At 49.5% G+C, this 17671-nt stretch carries 17 protein-coding genes and 1 pseudogene; 13 read left to right on the forward strand and 5 right to left on the reverse strand.

Translation table 11 applies throughout. The annotated features are described in order from the left end of the window. Positions 1 to 5: 5 nt before the first annotated feature. On the forward strand, positions 6 to 257 hold the full coding sequence (locus XMA152_RS00600; RefSeq protein WP_371731430.1) for a glutaredoxin family protein: 252 nt from the start codon (positions 6 to 8) through the stop codon (positions 255 to 257). Here XMA152_RS00600 and XMA152_RS00605 read toward each other — a convergent pair. Next, a complete protein-coding gene (locus XMA152_RS00605; RefSeq protein ID WP_173482403.1) occupies positions 240 to 2099 on the reverse strand; it encodes a transglycosylase SLT domain-containing protein in 1860 nt (619 codons plus the stop codon). The two genes, XMA152_RS00600 and XMA152_RS00605, sit on opposite strands and share 18 nt — an antisense overlap. A 201-nt stretch (positions 2100 to 2300) precedes the next feature. On the opposite strand from XMA152_RS00605, the gene XMA152_RS00610 reads away from it, so the two are divergent. Further along, positions 2301 to 4190: an ATP-binding cassette domain-containing protein gene (locus XMA152_RS00610; RefSeq protein ID WP_173482404.1), complete on the forward strand. Its 1890-nt coding sequence runs from the start codon at positions 2301 to 2303 to the stop codon at positions 4188 to 4190. On the opposite strand, the gene XMA152_RS00615 is transcribed toward XMA152_RS00610, so the two are convergent. Next, entirely contained in the window at positions 4187 to 4621 is a 435-nt protein-coding gene (locus XMA152_RS00615; RefSeq protein ID WP_173482405.1) for a universal stress protein, read from the reverse strand. The two genes, XMA152_RS00610 and XMA152_RS00615, sit on opposite strands and share 4 nt — an antisense overlap. A 60-nt stretch (positions 4622 to 4681) precedes the next feature. On the opposite strand from XMA152_RS00615, the gene XMA152_RS00620 reads away from it, so the two are divergent. From XMA152_RS00620 to XMA152_RS00635, 4 genes are all read left to right on the forward strand, one after another. After that, positions 4682 to 5188, forward strand: a complete 507-nt coding sequence (locus XMA152_RS00620; protein ID WP_173480802.1) for a hypothetical protein — start codon at positions 4682 to 4684, stop codon at positions 5186 to 5188. Then, positions 5188 to 5403 (forward strand): DUF1653 domain-containing protein, encoded by a 216-nt coding sequence (locus XMA152_RS00625; RefSeq protein ID WP_173480803.1) that lies wholly within the window; start codon positions 5188 to 5190, stop codon positions 5401 to 5403. Before XMA152_RS00620 ends, XMA152_RS00625 begins: the two co-directional genes overlap by 1 nt. Positions 5404 to 5560: 157 nt before the next feature. Further along, positions 5561 to 8200 carry a type I DNA topoisomerase gene (gene topA / locus XMA152_RS00630; protein WP_173482406.1) on the forward strand — a complete coding sequence of 880 codons (2640 nt, stop codon included), beginning with the start codon at positions 5561 to 5563 and terminating at the stop codon, positions 8198 to 8200. Beyond that, a complete protein-coding gene (locus tag XMA152_RS00635; RefSeq protein ID WP_173482407.1) occupies positions 8200 to 8709 on the forward strand; it encodes a DUF6586 family protein in 510 nt (169 codons plus the stop codon). Before topA ends, XMA152_RS00635 begins: the two co-directional genes overlap by 1 nt. A 2-nt stretch (positions 8710 to 8711) precedes the next feature. Here XMA152_RS00635 and XMA152_RS00640 read toward each other — a convergent pair whose 3' ends face one another. From XMA152_RS00640 to lexA, 3 genes are all read right to left on the reverse strand, one after another. After that, complete coding sequence (locus tag XMA152_RS00640; protein WP_173482408.1) at positions 8712 to 9179, reverse strand: thioesterase family protein; 468 nt, start codon at positions 9177 to 9179, stop codon at positions 8712 to 8714. 129 nt (positions 9180 to 9308) lie between these two features. Continuing rightward, positions 9309 to 9713, reverse strand: coding sequence for a SulA-like leucine-rich domain-containing protein (locus XMA152_RS00645; RefSeq protein WP_173482409.1), 405 nt, complete (start codon positions 9711 to 9713; stop codon positions 9309 to 9311). A gap of 11 nt (positions 9714 to 9724) precedes the next feature. After that, positions 9725 to 10336 carry a transcriptional repressor LexA gene (lexA, locus tag XMA152_RS00650; protein WP_173480808.1) on the reverse strand — a complete coding sequence of 204 codons (612 nt, stop codon included), beginning with the start codon at positions 10334 to 10336 and terminating at the stop codon, positions 9725 to 9727. Positions 10337 to 10487: 151 nt separating this feature from the next. Here lexA and dinG point away from each other — a divergent pair, with 151 nt between their 5' ends. The 7 genes and pseudogenes from dinG to XMA152_RS00685 all read left to right on the forward strand — a co-directional run bounded on the left by dinG (position 10488) and on the right by XMA152_RS00685 (position 17643). Then, entirely contained in the window at positions 10488 to 12605 is a 2118-nt protein-coding gene (gene dinG / locus XMA152_RS00655; RefSeq protein ID WP_173482410.1) for an ATP-dependent DNA helicase DinG, read from the forward strand. Positions 12606 to 12629: 24 nt separating this feature from the next. Further along, positions 12630 to 13943: pseudogene (locus tag XMA152_RS00660) on the forward strand (DEAD/DEAH box helicase); the annotation flags it as partial. 269 nt (positions 13944 to 14212) lie between these two features. Continuing rightward, positions 14213 to 14422 carry a hypothetical protein gene (locus tag XMA152_RS00665; RefSeq protein ID WP_173482411.1) on the forward strand — a complete coding sequence of 70 codons (210 nt, stop codon included), beginning with the start codon at positions 14213 to 14215 and terminating at the stop codon, positions 14420 to 14422. A 14-nt stretch (positions 14423 to 14436) separates the two neighbouring features. Beyond that, the gene (locus tag XMA152_RS00670) at positions 14437 to 15459 is read left to right on the forward strand and encodes an NAD(P)H-dependent glycerol-3-phosphate dehydrogenase (protein ID WP_173482412.1); all 1023 of its coding nucleotides are present in this window, start codon (positions 14437 to 14439) and stop codon (positions 15457 to 15459) included. 2 nt (positions 15460 to 15461) lie between these two features. Next, a complete protein-coding gene (locus XMA152_RS00675; RefSeq protein ID WP_173482413.1) occupies positions 15462 to 15917 on the forward strand; it encodes a histidine phosphatase family protein in 456 nt (151 codons plus the stop codon). A 30-nt stretch (positions 15918 to 15947) separates the two neighbouring features. Then, positions 15948 to 16796, forward strand: a complete 849-nt coding sequence (locus XMA152_RS00680; RefSeq protein WP_173480814.1) for an alpha/beta fold hydrolase — start codon at positions 15948 to 15950, stop codon at positions 16794 to 16796. A 13-nt stretch (positions 16797 to 16809) separates the two neighbouring features. Next, positions 16810 to 17643: a DUF4892 domain-containing protein gene (locus XMA152_RS00685; RefSeq protein ID WP_173482414.1), complete on the forward strand. Its 834-nt coding sequence runs from the start codon at positions 16810 to 16812 to the stop codon at positions 17641 to 17643. Positions 17644 to 17671: the final 28 nt, after the last annotated feature.

Raw genomic sequence — 17671 nt, forward strand, 5'->3', positions numbered from 1 at the left:
AAATCGTGAAATTGTTGGAATTAATGACGACAGAGGGTTGCCATCTGTGTGATCAAGCACTCCCTCTGTTGGTCTCTGGTATTGATCCGTCAAAGTATGAAGTGGATCTGGTCGATATAGCCTTTGATGACGAGTTGATGAATCAATATGCCACCCGGATACCGGTCTTGGTCGATCCTCAATCTAAGCAGTCACTGGATTGGCCGTTTGATGCTGAGCAGTTGGCACAGTTTATCAGATCAGTTGAGGGCCAGTAGGGCCTGTTCGGTCGGTGTTAGCATCTGTCGTGTTTGGCCCTTACGCTGTGCGTAGATGACAGAAAAGCTGAGAACATTCTGCACATAGGTACGGGTCTCATCAAAGGGGATGAGCTCTATGAATATCTCCAACGGCAAATTCTCACGGCCCTTCAGCCAACGGCTGACACGGTGAGGCCCCGCATTATAGGCCGCCGTTGCATAGATTCGATTTTTATCAAATTGACGATACATCTGCGCTAGGTAAGCTGTACCTGGCTGTACATTGAAATCAGGATCGTAGAGGCGGTTACTACTTTTATACTTCACCTTGATAGATTTGGCAGTGCGCTTAGCCGTTCTGGGCATCAACTGCATGAGCCCTCTAGCACCAACACTGGATCGAGCCCAGGGGAATAGGGCGCTCTCCTGTCTAGCAAGAGCCTGTGCCCAGATAGGGTCTATATTTCGCTTATTGGCATGTTTGATAAAGAGACTCTCAAACCCCTCTGGGAAGCGAAGGTCCATATCATTCCAAAACTCATGGTAAGCGGCGGCTAGAATTCCCTGTTGGTACCAACCTAGCTCATTCATCAAGTGCGCGGCGTGTTGGATCTCATTCGAAGACATCGTCTCTATCCAACGATTAAACTCAGATCGTGAAACTGTATAGCGATCAAGCGCTGTCAGCTCTTTAATGCGCAGATAGTGTTTGGAGTCTCTTAATTTAGCTAGCAGGGTTGGATCAAGCGTGATCGGTTCATGATTCAAATCAGCGGGTTGCCCAAGATGATCAGCTGCTAGAAATCCGTAAAAACTGCGTTTGGTACGAAGTGTATCTAATATCTCTGTTCGCATTGGATTATTGGGGAGTGCGGCTAGCCAATATTGCCAACGAGGGGAGTCTTGCAGCTCTTTAGGGAGCTTGGCAATCAGGGTGGCGACCTCCTGCCAGTCCTGTTCAAGCAGGGCTAAGCGTATGCGCCATTCAGTGAGTTCAGCACTGGCAAAGGTTGGATCAAGCTTGGCGAGTTTGATTCGATCATGTGCATCAAGCTCCTTAGCGACCCTTACACCAACACGCGTGAGCTCTTGTAAATTATCCGCCAGACTCAGATCAAATCCTTTGCCCAGTTTTAGCAACAGATTTAACGCTTCATATGGGTCGTGACGATACGCACGTTCAATCGCAATGCGTTGAATTTTGGCGAGCTGCTTAGCTGAGTAACCGCTGCCCATTCGAAGGACTTTAAAGGGTGATCGATAGACCGATCGAGCCGCATCAGCAATGCGACGATCAGACTCTGACTTAACAAAGCGCAGCGCATAACCCGACAGTCCCCATTTGTTGGCATCCAACGCATTGAGAACCCGTTTGAGTGCGACATCGCTGGTCAGATCACCATTGGCTCTAAACAGTCTGAATAGATCATCACAACTGTCTGGCTGAGAGCGGCCCACACTCCAGAGTGATGCCGCAAGTTTAGAGGCTTCAGTTGTGCGCTTTTGTCGATAGAGAGCTTCGGCATAGCGACACTGCATCTCAGTATTAGGGGAATCGATCTCAGTGTAGTGGCTGAGGAATGCCCCCCAATCTCTCTTTTCCCCTAGATGCTCTGTGTAGTTGAAACGCAATAGCCCCTCTAAGTGTGAATCAGGGTACCGGTTGGCAAACTGTTGAATATCCTCTGGCGTGAGTCGATTCAGTTCGGCACTGTACTGATTGAAGACTAGGTAGGGGTAGAGAGGGTAAGACTCGAGCTGTTTAGCGGCGGGGTCATCAAGATCTAAGCGACCCAGTTTGGCGAGTCTCTCGGCTTTTAGAAATGCGAGTTGCTCTGCACTCTCTTTACCTTTGGCCATGGATTCTATGCTGATGGCAAAAGTGCTAAAGAGAATGGGGGCTAAGTATTTGTTCAATTTATTCGTTGTTAACAAAGCTCGCACTCAAATAAGTCTCTGCACTAACTATGGTTTAAATCTGCAAAAATTTCACCCCTTGTCAGGTTAATTTTTAGCAACTGAGTTAAACTACGCGACCAGTTTTACAATTAAGCGACTCACATGGCATTTATTCGATTTGATCAGGTCTCTCTGGCCTTTGGTACCCGAGCAATTTTAGACAACGCAAACCTGCAAATTGAGGCGGGTGAGCGAGTAGCGCTGGTCGGTATTAACGGTACGGGTAAATCAACCCTACTAAAGATCGTTTCGGGTGAAATGGATGTTGATAACGGAGTCATTTGGCGCAGCCCAACCGCTCGAATTGCTCAGTTACCACAGAGCCTACCCGCGGCCGATGAACGATCGGTTCGCAGTGTTGTAGAAGCAGGTTTGGCTGATCTGGTTGAGTTGCGAGATCGCTACGAGACATTACTGGCTAACAGTAATGCTTCGCTCGATGAGTTGGAGCGTCTTCAGCATGATCTGGAAGCCCGTGATGCTTGGTCACTTGAGACGCGTGTGGATCGCATTCTTAGTCAACTTCAGCTACCTGGCGAAAAGCTGATGTCTGAACTCTCAGGTGGCTGGCGCCGTCGAGCTGCCTTAGGGGCTGCACTGGTTCAAAGCCCTGATCTGTTGCTGCTGGATGAGCCAACCAACCACTTGGATATTGAGACCATCGAGTGGTTAGAAGAGGTATTAGCCGCTTACAAAGGCGGGCTTCTATTTATCTCGCACGACCGTGCTCTAGTCGAGCGTTTAGCAACCCGTATTATTGAGTTAGACCGAGGTCAGTTGGTCGACTTTCCAGGCAGTTATGCAACCTACCTTACGCAAAAAGAGAAATTGCTCGAGGAGGAGGCCAAGCAGGCTGCTCTGTTTGATAAAAAATTGGCGCAGGAAGAGGCGTGGATACGTCAAGGTATCAAAGCTCGTCGTACCCGTAACGAGGGACGTGTTCGTGCTCTGAAGCAGCTGCGTGTTGAGCGATCCGAACGCCGTGAACGTCAGGGTAAAGCCAAGTTCGATGTGGAAGAGGCGGTTCGCTCGGGTAAGTTGGTGGCCGAGCTGCAGAATGTCTCGCTGAGTTATGCGGGACAGCCAGTCGTTAAGGATCTGTCAGTGCGTATTCAGCGAGGCGATCGCATCGGTCTGATTGGTCCGAACGGTATTGGTAAGAGTTCGCTGCTTAAGTTGATTTTAGGGGAGCAGGCTCCGGATCAGGGGGATGTGCGCCTTGGTAGCCAACTGGTGGTGGGTTATTTCGATCAGCTGCGTGGCCAAGTGGACCCCGAGAAGAGCATCATCGATAACGTCTCAGGCGGTCGTGAAAGTATCGATATTAACGGTCGATCACGTCATATCATCAGTTATCTTCAAGATTTCCTGTTCACACCAGAGCGTGCGCGCACACCGGTTAAAGCCCTGTCCGGCGGCGAGACTAACCGCGTGATGTTGGCTAAGTTGTTCAGTCAGCCCTCGAACCTGTTGGTGCTCGATGAGCCGACCAATGACTTGGATGTCGAGACACTGGAGCTGCTCGAAGAGATTCTGCTCGACTATCAAGGGACTCTTTTGTTGGTGAGCCATGATCGTCAATTCCTCGATAACATCGTCACCAGCACGCTTGCGTTTGAGGGTGAGGGTGTCATTCGTGAATATGTGGGCGGTTACCACGACTGGTTACGTCAGCGACCTAAAAATGTAGTGACTCAGAGTGTTGTACCAAAATCTGAGCCAGCTAAACCGGCTAAAAAAGAGGCTGCAGAGGCTAAAAAGCCCGTTAAACTCTCCTATAAACTGCAGCGAGAGTTGGACATGCTTCCAGAACAGATGGAGCAGACTGAAGCGGCCGTTGAAGCGCAGCAGGCCGTTTGTGGTTCAGCGGACTTTTATCAGCGACCTCATGAAGAGGTCACCGCTGAACTTGAAAAGTTAAGCACTCTAGAAGCCCAGTTGGAGACGCAGATGGAGCGCTGGATGGAGTTAGAGGCGATGGCTGAGGGTTAATGCCCCAATCGTACGGCCAGAATATCGCACTCTGCGCCGTGCAGAACGCCATTGGAGGTGGACCCAAGTAACAGCGATAGACCATGGCGACCGTGAGAGCCAATCACGATGAGATCAGTTTTAAGATCTTTCGCGACGGCATGAATCTCTGAACCAGTGTTGCCCGTTGCGACAATCGCTTTATTAATAGGGTAGCCAAGGCTGGTGGCAAGGGCGCTCAGTTTAGACTCGGCGTGGTTCTCAATTTGAGTTTGGATGTCGGCAATGTCGACAGGGATCTCACCGCCATAGGCGTAGCTGACAATCTCGACCACATGAATCAGATTGAGCTCAGCTTGATTCTGTTCGGCTAGCAGTTTGGCTCTTTCAAGCACAACACCAGACTCTTCAGAAAGGTCGATGGCAACAAGAATACGATTGTAGTGACTCATGGTGATTCTCCCTGTTTAGTCCCTACTACTATTAATAGCAGACAAGAAGGTTTTTAACATATGAAGTGGGCAATTATTGTTCTGATCATGCTCTCTTTGATCGGTTCTATGATGTGGGTCATGCCAAGTCCTCGTCAGCGCTTCCAATCTAAGCTCAGACTAGAGGCACGCAAGCTCGGTTTTCAGGTGCAGCTATCGCGTCTAGAGATACCCAGAGCCAAGGGCGAGATGGAGTCAGAAATTATCAATATGGCGGCTTACCGTATGCTGCGTGGCAAATTGGATCGATCAGCAAAAGAGCAGTGGGTTGAGTGGATGGTGGCTCGAGTCGACGCCATGGCCGCTGATGGCCTTCCTGAGGGCTGGTCCTGGGCAAAGGGTGAAAGATCTTTGAGTCCTACTAAGCTGAAAGCGCTCAGTGATTGGCTTGATCAGTTGCCTGAAGAGGTCGTTGCGGTTGAATCAACCGCCATTCACCTGACGCTCTATTGGCGCGAACCCGAGCGGGCTGGCGCACTGGATGAGCTAGGTGAAAAGGCCAATCAACTGTTAACGGAGATGATTTAATGAGCGGCGAGTTAACCCCAGGGATTTACAGACACTATAAAGGCAATGACTACGAAGTGATTGGAACCGCCAGACACTCAGAGACAGAAGAGTTGATGGTGGTCTATCGAACACTCTATGGCAACTTCGATCTCTGGGTGCGTCCCTATGAGATGTTTGTTGAAAAAGTGCGTTTAGAGTCTGGGGAAGAGGTTGATCGATTTTCACTGATCTAAACAGCTCTCTTAGCACTTATTATTAAGGCGTTTATTTGCATTTATTTTTTAGCGCTGTATTGTTGCGCCGATAAATTTTTTGCAATGCTCACTTGACGCTGAAGTCAGTTTCCACGTATTTGTAAAAATAGACAGAGTTTTGAATAGGTAGATAAAGATGGGTAAAACCCTGGTAATTGTGGAGTCACCAGCCAAGGCCAAGACGATCAATAAGTATCTTGGTAACCAGTACGTGGTTAAGTCCAGCGTTGGTCACATCCGTGATCTGCCGACCAGTGGTAGTGCCCAGAAGTCTGATCCTAAAGAGCGCGCTAAACAGGCTGCTTTGACACGCAAACTCTCGCCAGAGCAGAAGGTTGAGCATAAAAAGCGCAAACAGAAAGAGCAGCTTATTGCCCGTATGGGGATTGATCCCAACAAGGATTGGGCAGCTCATTATGAGATCCTTCCCGGTAAAGAGAAGGTCGTTGATGAACTGCGCAAACTGGCTAAGAGCGCTGATCAGATCTATCTCGCAACCGATTTGGACCGTGAAGGGGAGGCCATTGCATGGCACCTTCGCGAAGCGATTGGCGGTGATGATTCACGCTACCGTCGTGTTGTCTTTAACGAGATTACCAAGAAAGCGATCAATGAAGCGTTCGAAAAACCGAGCGATCTAGACCTAAATCGTGTTAATGCGCAGCAAGCGCGCCGTTTTCTTGACCGCGTTGTTGGTTATATGGTCTCTCCACTTCTTTGGGAGAAGGTGGCTCGTGGTCTGTCGGCGGGTCGTGTTCAATCCGTTGCGGTACGCCTGGTCGTTGAGCGTGAACGTGAAATTCGTGCCTTTATTCCCGATGAGTATTGGGAGTTGCATGCGGATGCGCAGACTCAAGGTGATAAGGCGGTTCGTCTAGAGGTCGTTAAACAGGCCGGTGCGGCATTTAAACCGACCAATGAAGATCAGGCGATGGCGGCAGTCAAAGCGCTGCAAAGTGCCTCTTATGAGGTCGTTAATCGTGAAGATCGTCCAACTAGCAGCAAGCCCTCTGCACCCTTTATTACCTCTACCTTGCAGCAGGCCGCCAGCACCCGTTTAGGTTTCGGTGTTAAGAAGACCATGATGCTCGCTCAGCGTCTCTATGAAGCGGGTTACATTACCTACATGCGTACCGACTCGACTAACTTAAGTAACGAGGCGGTTGAAGCGGCACGAGAGTTTATTGGTTCTCAGTTTGGTGGTGAATACTTGCCACCTCAGCCGATTCGTTATAGCTCTAAAGAGGGCGCACAAGAGGCGCACGAGGCGATCCGTCCATCTGATGTCAATGTTACCTCTGACTCATTGAACGGTGTCGATGCCGACGCAGTTCGACTCTACGACCTGATTCGTAACCAATTCCTAGCCTGTCAAATGACACCCGCTCGTTACCTAAGTACCCGTGTCACAGTGAAAGCGGGTGCCTATGAGCTGACCACTAAGGGTCGTGTCTTGCAGTTCGACGGTTACACCCGTGTGATGAACTTCCGCGGTAAATCGGATGAAGATCAGATCCTACCTGACATGCAGGTGGGTGAATCACTAAAACTTAAAGCCTTGGACCCTAGCCAGCACTTTACGAAACCGGCACCGCGCTACACAGAAGCGAGTTTGGTTAAAGAGCTTGAGAAGCGCGGTATTGGTCGTCCGTCCACCTACGCAGCGATTATCTCGACAATTCAAGATCGTGGTTACGTCGAAGTTCAAAACCGTCGCTTCTATGCACAAAAAATGGGCGATATCGTTACGGATCGTCTGGCTGAAAGTTTCCCAGACCTTATGGACTTCAGCTTTACCGCGCGTATGGAAGAGAAGCTGGATGATGTGGCAGATGGTGACATCAACTGGAAGGATCTTCTTAACAACTTCTACACACAGTTCGAAGGCGAACTGGAAGCGGCTCAATCAGCGGATGGTGGCATGCGTGCCAATGATCCAACCGAGACCGATATCAGCTGTCCAGCATGTCAGCGCCCAATGATGATTCGTACGGCAACGACGGGCGTCTTCTTGGGTTGCTCTGGTTATGCTTTGCCACCTAAAGAGCGTTGTAAAACGACCATCAACCTGATTCCTGGTGATGAGGTTGTCGCAGTGGATGCAGACGATGAGGCAGAGTCACGTCTGCTTCTAGAGAAGCACCGTTGTGGTAAATGTGGCTCCTCTATGGACTCCTACTTGATCGATGAGAAGCGCAAGTTACACATCTGTGGTAACAACCCAGATTGTGACGGCTTTGAGGTCGAAGAGGGTAACTACCGTATCAAGGGCTATGAAGGCCCTGTAGTCGAGTGTGATAAGTGTAGCGCTGAGATGCACCTTAAAACGGGCCGTTTCGGTAAGTTCTTTGGTTGTACCAACTCAGAGTGTAAAAACACACGTAAGCTGCTCAAGAATGGTGAAGTGGCTCCGCCTAAGATGGATCCAGTTCCGATGCCGGAGCTTAAGTGTCAGAAGGTTGACGATACCTACATCCTGCGTGATGGAGCCAGTGGTCTATTCCTGGCAGCAAGCCAATTCCCACGTAATCGTGAGACCCGTGCACCTCTGGTCAAAGAGTTGATTCCACATAAAAATGCGATTGACCCTAAATATCACTTCTTAATGGAAGGGCCTCAGCAAGATGAGCAGGGTAACCCCGCTCAAATACGTTACAGCCGCAAAACCAAAGAGCAGTACCTTATGACGGAAGTTGACGGTAAGGCGACTGGTTGGAGAGCTTACTTCACCAATGGTATGTGGCAAATTGAAGCAGCCAAAGCTAAGAAGCGTTAATGGCTGACCTATACTCCCAGCGTGTGAATCAAACACTCGCGTTTGCACAATATGCGCTGGTGGGTATCAACACTGAGTTGACCGGTGAATCGACCAATCGTATGAAGCTTCGTGGCCTGCAAGAGGCTGCGCTGTTTCATTTAGACAGCGCCTATAAAGCCTATCTTAATGAGTTGGCTGAACGTGAGCGTGTCCTGCTGACCCAGTCGACACCCTCTGAATTGAGCAAGGCTTTTAAGCAACAGGGAATCCATTCCAGTGAGTTGGATGAGATGGAGCTGCTCTGTCAGGATTCCGGTAGTTGGTTGTCTAAGTTGATCAGTGCCATCAAAGCTATTCATAAACCCCTACCTCCCTCGCAAGAGAGCGCTAGCCAATCTGACATAGCAATTATAGATTTAGCGAAAGAAGCGAGCCTTGAGGAGCAACTTGAGACTCAGTTGCAGGGTTGGTATGAGCAGTTACGAGCGATGATCCTGAGGCATCGCTCTAACGCGCAAGAGTGGTAAACTCAGTTCATTCCTTTTGTTTCAACACCCTTCACAAAGAGATGATCATTCAGATAGTGTCTTGTCGCATCCGCAAGTGGGGCTGATTTGCGACTGCTCACATCCATCTGAACAATGGTCGTCTCTGCCGTCGCGACACAGACGTCATCTTGGAACAGCACCTGGTAGAGCCCAAATGAGCTGGTACCCACCCGAGTTACACCGGTGCCAATATCCAGACGTCCTGGCCAGGTGATTTCACCTAGAAAGTTCAAATGCAGACTGGCAATGACAAATTCGCAATTGTCATTGGCCAGTGGGTCTTTTGGATCGTAGAGAAATTCGACACGGCCTGTCTCTAGGTAGGTACTGAATGCGGCATTGTTCACGTGGCCCTGACGATCGGTATCGGCATAACGGATCTTATCAAATGTTTGGATAGGGAAGTCGGTTAACTGATACGGCTGCTGATTTGGCTTGTGCGATCCCACACTATTCTCCTTGTAAGTGGTACTCCTCTATTGAGCCTATGATGGTTCAGGGTCTGATTCAAGCTAAATAAAAAAGCCGCTCAAAGAGCGGCTATGGGGGTCTTTGCTACAACGCAGCAAAGGGGGAGGCTAAATTTTTTTACGTACCAATAGACACTCTGTTTCGCTAGAGATCTGAGTGCGTTTCAGTTGGCTGACTAACGCGTCATCGGCAGGGTCATTGTGCCAGCAGATCAGTGTGTGACAGGTTCCCGCTTGCAGTGCGCGCTGAGCCAGTTTGTCTAAACCATGGCGCTTATCACGACGAAGTATCCACACTTTTTTGAGGTCGACACCTGCATCCGCCAGCACCTGCTTAGTCAAAGATTTTGGCGGCTCTAACATAACCAGCCAGCTCTCTTTTTGACTTAATGCGGCAAGCATCGGCAGAAGCATGGTGTTCAGATTTACCTCTGAGGTGTGCTGAACCAGCTCAGTCAAAACCAGTGGTTTAAGACCCGCATCATTCTGTGCAAATTGATTGTAAGCAATCATGGTGATTACCTTTAAAAGTCATTCTGTTGACGAATTACGCCAACACCCAAGCCTTCGATGGTTAACTGCTCTTCACGAAGATCAACTTTAATCGGGTCGAACTCTTCGTTCTCTGCTATCAAGTAGACCATGTGACCATCGCGGTGGAATCGTTTTACCGTGACATCTTCACCGACACGAGCAACGACTATCTGACCCTCACGTGCTTCACGTGTTTGGTGAACTGCTAAAAGATCACCATCCATAATGCCGATGTCTTTCATACTCATGCCGCGGACACGGAGTAGGTAGTCTGCTCTTGGGCGAAAGAAGTCTGAACTGATGGTGCAGTAATCATCGATGTGTTGTTCTGCGAGGATGGGTTCACCTGCGGCAACTTGACCGATGATCGCTAGGCCCTCCTGCTCCTCCTCTTCACCGACGATACGGATACCGCGAGAGGTGCCAGGGATCATCTCAATGGCCCCTTTACGTGCTAAGGCCTTTAGGTGCTCCTCTGCTGCATTGGCAGATTTAAACCCTAGATCGCGAGCAATATCGACGCGTGTAGGTGGAAATCCTGTTTCATCAATATGGCGACGGATGCAATCAAGCACCTCTTCTTGACGATTTGTAAGCTTCATAAACGCCCCCTATGACAGTACTGATTGGAATTTAAATGACTGTCTGTTTATTCAGTATTTGTATTTTTATACAGTATTTTAAATGTCGTCAAGTTTTTTCTGTTTGTATATCCAGTATTTTTGTATGATGGCCAACTAATTCGGAGGCGATGTGCTTAACAAAGAGACCCAAACCACCATACAGACAGCTTATCGCGCATTTCTAAATGCTCGCGATTTAAAGGCTCGTTATGCACAAAAGCATATGATTGCAGCGGTCGCACGGCAGTTGGGTGGTATCTTGTCGGACGATGCGGGTCAGCGTCTGGGTGAAAATCATCTGGTCGCCGTAGAGGCTGGAACGGGCACCGGTAAAACCATTGCTTACCTGCTGGCCGCACTTCCAATAGCGCAGGCTAAAGGTAAAACGCTGATCATTTCGACCGCTACCGTTGCGCTTCAGGAGCAGCTTTTATTAAAAGATCTTCCTGAGTTGGCTGAGCACGCCGGTATTGAATTTAAGTACGAAATTGCTAAAGGGCGTCGGCGCTACCTCTGTGTTAGCCGATTAGAGTCTCTTCTTAGTAATCAGCAGGATCTTTCACAGTCAGCCCTGTTTGAAGATGAGTTGGCCCAAGTTTTGGGGCCTGAACAGATCAAAGAGTACAGCGGCCTGTTGGATGAGTTTGCCAGTGGTCGTTGGAAGGGTGATCGTGATGAGCTAGAGCGCAACCTGGATGATGAGACCTGGATGCCGCTTACCTCAGACCATATGCAGTGTACTAATCGTCGCTGTGCGCATTTCAACGCCTGTCCGTTTTATCGTGCTAGGGCCGATATTGAGACAACCGATCTCTTGGTGGTCAACCACGATCTTGTACTGGCTGACTTGGCGTTAGGCGGTGGTGCGATTCTTCCTGAACCGGCCGATTCAATCTACATATTTGATGAGGCGCATCATCTGGGTGATAAGGCGACTAACCACTTCGCGCTCTCTATGCGAGTTAAAGCGAGTGAAAAGGCCTTCAAAACCCTGGAGCGTCAGTTAAAAGGGCTGTTGGATGAAGCGGATTCTGCATTGGTTTTGCAAGATCCAATCAGTCGTATTCAATCCAGTCTCAATGTGGTTCAGGGGCATTTGCAGCGTCTGGACGATCTAGTCTCTGAACAGTTTTTGCCACTCCCGGTGGATGAGCGCAGGTTGCGCTACCCGCAAGGCAGGGTACCCGACAGTTTGGCTAGCCTGACACGTGAATTGGCTCAGTTTTTATCACAGGTTGATCCTCAGTTAGAGAAGATTATTAATGCCCTTAAAGGGGCGATGGAAGATGAAGAGTCTGCACTCGATAAGGGTGTAGGGGAGCGCTGGTTGCCACCGCTAAGTACCCAGTTTAGCCGTGTCCAGAAGATGATGTGGCTGTGTAGAAGTTTTTCGCAAGATATTGAAAATGAAGAGGATAAAGTTGCAAGGTGGTTGGTTCGTCATGAGTCTGAAGCGGGTCGCGATATTGAACTTCACAGCGCCCCTGTCTCCGCTCAAAACCATCTTCAAGATCTGCTCTGGGATCAGTGTTACGGTGCGGTTTTAACCTCAGCAACGCTAACGGCCCTTGGGCGGTTTGATTCCCTCTTTACTCAATTGGGTCTCCCTTTGGATACGCCAGCACTGCGAATGCCTAGTCCTTTTGACTACGCCAATAAGGCCGTTTTGCATGTCCCGAAAATGAAGTTCGATCCTTCAAAAGCGGATCTTCATACCGAAGAGGTTGCTGATTGGCTTAACCGAGAGTTACCCAATTTAACCTCTGTATTGGTTCTGTTTACCTCTTGGCGCCAAATGCGTCGAGTCGAAGAGTTAATGGATACCAAACTGCTGTCGCGTTTAACGGTTCAAGGTGAACTCAGTAAGCAAGCGATGCTGATAGAGCACAAAGCGAGAATCGACCGTGACGAACCCAGTGTTATTTTTGGTTTGGCGTCGTTTGCAGAGGGTGTAGATCTACCCGGTCACTACCTAAAAGATGTTATCATTACCAAGTTGCCTTTTAGTGTTCCAGATGATCCTGTGGATGCGACCTTGGCTGAGTGGATAGAAGCCCGCGGTGGTAACCCTTTCATGGAGATAAGTGTACCCGCAGCCTCTATCAAACTAACTCAAGCGGCAGGCAGATTACTGCGTACGGAGAATGATTCCGGTCGTGTTGTTTTACTTGATAGGCGTGTCGTGACACGTCGTTATGGACAGCAGTTGATCGATGCGCTTCCTCCTTTTGCGCGCCATTTTGAATGATCTATTGATTGAGAGATCCCGATTTTGACTACAGATACCAACCCTGAACAGCAACAAGGTAATCAAGATTCAAATGAAAAGCGGCGTCGCACCCAGCGTCGTCGTCCCCGCAAAAGCCGTGACGACAAACCTCGTCGCTCGCAAGAGTGGAGCCTTGATCAGTTTGTTGTAGAGCCTCAAGAGGGTAAGGATCGTTTCCACGATTTCTATCTGCCAGACTCATTGATGCGTGGTATTCATGAGCTTGGCTTTGAGTACGCAACACCGATTCAAGCGGCAACGATTAAGCCGGCACTTCAAGGCCGTGACATCATTGGTAAGGCTCAGACCGGTACCGGTAAAACTGCAGCTTTTCTAATCGGGATCATTACCGATCTTCTCGACTTCAAGTTGGATGTTGAACCGCGCAAGGGTGAACCCCGTGCATTGATCATTGCACCGACACGAGAGTTGGCTCTGCAGATTGCAGCCGATGCAGAAGGCCTATGTAAATACACTGGTTTAAGTATCGTCTCGCTGGTAGGTGGCATGGATTATGACGTGCAGCGTGCAGCACTCGCCAAAGCGCCTGTCGATATTTTGGTCGCGACACCGGGTCGCTTGATCGACTTCGTCAGAAATCAGGATATCGATCTCTACAACGTAGAGGTGTTGGTGCTGGATGAGGCTGATCGTATGTTGAGCATGGGCTTCATTCCCGATGTGCGTACCATCATTCGTTCAACACCGCGTAAGGGCGCTGAGCGTCAAACACTGCTCTACAGTGCAACCTTCACCGATGAGATTATGCGTTTAGCGGCGCAGTGGACGCGTGATCCGGTCACGATTGAGATCGAATCAGAGCATCAAACTACGGATAACGTTTCTCAAACGGTATTTCTTGTCTCAAGTGATGAGAAGTACAACTTGCTGCGTAACTACTTACGTATCAATGGCGTCGAGAAAGCGATCGTATTCTGTAACCGTCGTCATGAGACGCGTAAGTTGGCAGAGCGTCTAGAGAAAGACGGTGTCAAAGCGGCCATGATGTCGGGTGAGATCCCACAGAACAAACGCATCAAAACCCTAGAGGGTTTCCGCAGTGGCAAGATCGAAGTCCTAGTGGCTACCGACGTTGCTGGTCGCGGTATACACATTGATGGTGTGAGCCATGTTGTGAACTATCAGCTTCCTGAAGATGCGGATGACTATGTTCACCGTATTGGTCGAACCGGCCGTGCAGGCGCTACCGGTGAATCAATCTGTTTTGCCTGTGAAGACGATTCGTTCCTTATCCCAGACATTGAGTCGATGACCGGTGTTAAATTGAACTGTATCCACCCTGATGCTGAATTGCTGGTTGATCCAAACAGTGTTGTAGTGGAAGAGGCTGTTGAAACAGAGTCGACCGAATTGGAAGCGACAGAGACTGAAACTGAAACCGTTGTTGACGCGCCAGTGGCGGAAGAGCCTCTAGCAAATGAGTCAGTCGACCTAACGGAAGTCTCATCAGAAGAGACGGCTGGCGAGATTGATGTGCTACCCCTTGAAACAGCTGCTGAGACAAGCGAAGAGCAGTTAGATTTAGAGATCAATGAAGAGAGCGACGATAAGGAGTCTCGCAGTTAATGAGTGGTGATCGTCACGGCCTAGCGGGTATTCAAAAAATAGTGGCCATGATTGTCAGTGCGTTCTTCGCAGTGATTGGCTTGCTAGGCTTTAGCAATAGTGGAGATCCGGTTCAGCTGATCCTCTTTCTCGTTGCAGCAATCATCTCTTGGTATGTGATTGGAATGCTGTTCAAGTTGGTTGAACGAATTTTAGACTCCTTAGGTTGAGTTAGGTAAAGGTAATGCAGACAGTGACTAAGGTTGCCGTGTTAGGCGGTGGGAGTTTCGGTACCGTCATCGCCAATATGACGGCTGAAAAAGGTATCCCGACCTCCTTGTGGGTACGTCGAGCTGAACTGGCTAATGATATTAACCAGCAGCGTTGTAACGATCGCTATGTGCCCAACTACCCATTAGCCGACTCCTTGGTTGCGACTGATGATATCGAGTCCGCATTAAAAGACGCTCAGGTTGTCTTTATTGCGATTCCAAGCAGTGGCTTTCGAGCGGTTCTGAATCAAGCTAAACCCTACCTCAACGATGAACAATTGATCGTTAGCACGACCAAAGGCATCGAAGCTGTTAGCTTCAGTCTGATGAGTCAGATCATGGAGCAGGAGTGCCCAACACATCGATCTGGGGTGATCAGTGGCCCTAACCTGGCCAAAGAGATCGCCAAGCGTGAACTGACCGCTACGGTCATTGCCAGTAACGATGAGAATCTTCGAGAGACGGTTCAAGAGCTTCTTCAGTCTAGCTATTTCCGTGTCTATGCCAGCGCTGATACCTTCGGTGTGGAGCTCGGTGGCACCTTGAAGAACATCTACGCCATTGCGTCCGGCATGAGTGCTGCGTTGGGTATGGGTGAAAACACTAAAAGCATGCTGATCACGCGCTCTCTAGCAGAGATGAGTCGTCTTGCGGTGAGCATGGGCGCTAATCCATTGACCTTCCTTGGATTAGCGGGTGTGGGAGATCTGGTCGTGACCTGTCTATCACCTCTGTCACGTAACTACCGAGTTGGTTATGCGTTGGGGCAGGGTAAGTCGTTGGATCAAGCAGTGGCTGAGCTGGGAGAGGTCGCTGAGGGTGTCAATACACTGAAGTTGGTGAGCGAGCACGCAGAGCAGCAAGATGTCTACATGCCTCTTGTGCGTGGCCTCTACGAGGTAGTCTTTAATCAGGCGCCCGTCAAAGTGGTCATCGGTAAGATGATGGAAGGTGCCCACAGTGCCGATGTTGAGTTTACACTGTCGGGTTCCTGAACATGCGAATCCTATTGATGCGTCATGCGGAGGCTGCCCCTGGCTTCCCAGACGAATCACGTCGCTTAACCCCTTATGGGGAGGCGTCACTGCAAAATCGCCCTGAAGGTCTTCAGCCTTTCTTAGATAAATTGACCCACATCTTTGTCAGCCCCTATCAGCGTACTCAGCAGACATTAGCTAACCTTCTGCCCAATCGGGAGGCTCTGCTTCTTGATCTGATTACCCCTGAGGGTGAGCCTGAAGCCGTGTTTAACTATCTGCAATCTCTGCCCGATGAGAGCAGGGTTCTATTAGTGACACACATGCCCTTGGTGGGTCGTCTATTCAGCTCGCTCGTTGAGGGTGAAAGTCGCTTTGGCGTTGGGTTTATGCCCGCTCAAATCGAGGTGGTCGATTGTGATCTGCCTGCAGCGGGGCTGGGTCGCTCCATTGCTCAGTTTACTCATTACCCCTGAACCTACCGCTTACATTTGATAGAAAACAGCATGATTCATCCAAGAGAGATTAGGTTTACCGTTCACAGTCGAACCATTACTGCACTGCAGTGGGGTGAGGATGACCAACCGTTGATTTTGGCACTACACGGTTGGCTAGATAATGCCGAGAGTTACTACAAATTAGCGCCTCACTTGGCGGGTTTTCGTGTTGTCGCTATCGATATGGCAGGGCATGGTCAGTCAGATTGGCGCAGTGCGGATTCGGGCTATCCTGTTTGGGGTTATGTAGAAGATCTTCATGCGGTTAAGCGCCAACTTCAACCCGATGGGGCAATTCGAATACTGGCTCACTCGTTAGGTGCTGGTGTGGCGTCTCTCTACGCCGGGACATTTCCGGATCAGGTGTTAACACTTGGCTTGATAGAGAACCTAGCTCCGTTTACAAACGCCCCCGATCAATTTGCTGAGAATTTAAGCCAGTCGATAACGGATAACTTGTCGATTCAAAAACAGGCTTCTGCTAAATCCAAAGCATTGCTGACCAAGTTAAGAGCAACGGGTCGCTTCCCTGTGCCAGTGGATGCGGCTGAGCGCTTAGTGGTGCGCAGTAGTGAACAACTGCCCAATGGAGAGCTCAGAATACGAGTGGATCCCAGACTCAAATTGCGCTCTTCAGTACGTTTAACAGAAGAGCAGGTTCGCAGCACTCTTGCTCAGATAGAGTCACCTGTTTTGGTGATTGCGGGTCAGTCAGGTTTGAGCCAGGAGCTGACCCAAGCACGCTTACCCTTCGTAAAAAATATCGAATTTAGATGGATGCCGGGTGGGCATCATCTACACTTAGAGGATGAGGTCGTGCCACAGATGGCTGCGGCATTTAATGAGTTTTTTGGTTGAGTGAGTGTGTTGAATGATTAGGCTAGTGTTACATCGACTGTTACCTCTGTTTCTATTCTCCTCCATGACGTATGCGAATGGGGCTGCTCCTCTGCCCAATGGCATCAGTATTGACCCATCCGCTGAGCTCGATAAACAGACCACTCAAACCGTTCGAGATTATCGCTTTCCCTTAGGCGCTGTCGTTAAGATCAATCGAGATATTCGCATCGATAAAGAGCAGCAACTGTCGGGCCAACTCACGCGTTCAACCTGGGAGATGCCAAAATCATTTGATCCCCATGAACTGCTGCAGGTGCTTCGTGATCAAGTAATCACCCAAAAAGGTGAGATCCTGTTTGAGTGTGACGGCCGAGATTGCGGAACCAGTAATATCTGGGCGAATGACCTATTTAATAATGCCGATCTCTATGGCCGCGATGACTACCAACGCTATTTTGCTGCTAAGCTGGATGATCAATACCTTGCGGCTTACGCGGTAAGACGGGGTAACCGACGTGTCTATCTTCACCTCGATCAGATCACTGAAGCGGAACAGGCGGTGCCTTGGTTGGTGCTACTAGAAGATCGTGGCTGGGTTAAACTACCTAACATCGAAGAGCCAACCCTTAAGCTGTTAGCTGATCATCTGCAGCAAAAACTTTCGCCAATTCGATTAGTCGGTCATCAGCAGGGCAGTGATCAAGGAATTGCTGAACAGGAATCAATGCGCTTAGTTGAACAGGTGAGGGCTTATCTGGATAGGGCAGGCGTAGCCACTGGCCAACTCGAAGTACACGGATTAGGGGCATTAGCACCCAGTGTGCTGGGTGCCGACCAATCTGCTGTGGTCGTGATCGCTAAATAGAAGATCCGATTGGGTGTCAGACTGGAAG

The organism is Marinobacterium sp. xm-a-152 (assembly GCF_013282965.1).
In the GTDB taxonomy this organism is placed as follows: domain Bacteria; phylum Pseudomonadota; class Gammaproteobacteria; order Pseudomonadales; family Balneatricaceae; genus Marinobacterium_E.

Bases quoted from the DNA above. Each gene is read 5' to 3' on its own strand.
- XMA152_RS00605 (WP_173482403.1), bottom strand. From the start codon at position 2,099: ATGGCCAAAGGTAAAGAGAGTGCAGAGCAACTCGCATTTCTAAAAGCC.
- XMA152_RS00610 (WP_173482404.1), top strand. From the start codon at position 2,301: ATGGCATTTATTCGATTTGATCAGGTCTCTCTGGCCTTTGGTACCCGA.
- XMA152_RS00615 (WP_173482405.1), bottom strand. From the start codon at position 4,621: ATGAGTCACTACAATCGTATTCTTGTTGCCATCGACCTTTCTGAAGAG.
- XMA152_RS00620 (WP_173480802.1), top strand. From the start codon at position 4,682: ATGAAGTGGGCAATTATTGTTCTGATCATGCTCTCTTTGATCGGTTCT.
- XMA152_RS00625 (WP_173480803.1), top strand. From the start codon at position 5,188: ATGAGCGGCGAGTTAACCCCAGGGATTTACAGACACTATAAAGGCAAT.
- topA (WP_173482406.1), top strand. From the start codon at position 5,561: ATGGGTAAAACCCTGGTAATTGTGGAGTCACCAGCCAAGGCCAAGACG.
- XMA152_RS00635 (WP_173482407.1), top strand. From the start codon at position 8,200: ATGGCTGACCTATACTCCCAGCGTGTGAATCAAACACTCGCGTTTGCA.
- XMA152_RS00645 (WP_173482409.1), bottom strand. From the start codon at position 9,713: ATGATTGCTTACAATCAATTTGCACAGAATGATGCGGGTCTTAAACCA.
- lexA (WP_173480808.1), bottom strand. From the start codon at position 10,336: ATGAAGCTTACAAATCGTCAAGAAGAGGTGCTTGATTGCATCCGTCGC.
- XMA152_RS00665 (WP_173482411.1), top strand. From the start codon at position 14,213: ATGAGTGGTGATCGTCACGGCCTAGCGGGTATTCAAAAAATAGTGGCC.
- XMA152_RS00670 (WP_173482412.1), top strand. From the start codon at position 14,437: ATGCAGACAGTGACTAAGGTTGCCGTGTTAGGCGGTGGGAGTTTCGGT.
- XMA152_RS00675 (WP_173482413.1), top strand. From the start codon at position 15,462: ATGCGAATCCTATTGATGCGTCATGCGGAGGCTGCCCCTGGCTTCCCA.
- XMA152_RS00680 (WP_173480814.1), top strand. From the start codon at position 15,948: ATGATTCATCCAAGAGAGATTAGGTTTACCGTTCACAGTCGAACCATT.
- XMA152_RS00685 (WP_173482414.1), top strand. From the start codon at position 16,810: ATGATTAGGCTAGTGTTACATCGACTGTTACCTCTGTTTCTATTCTCC.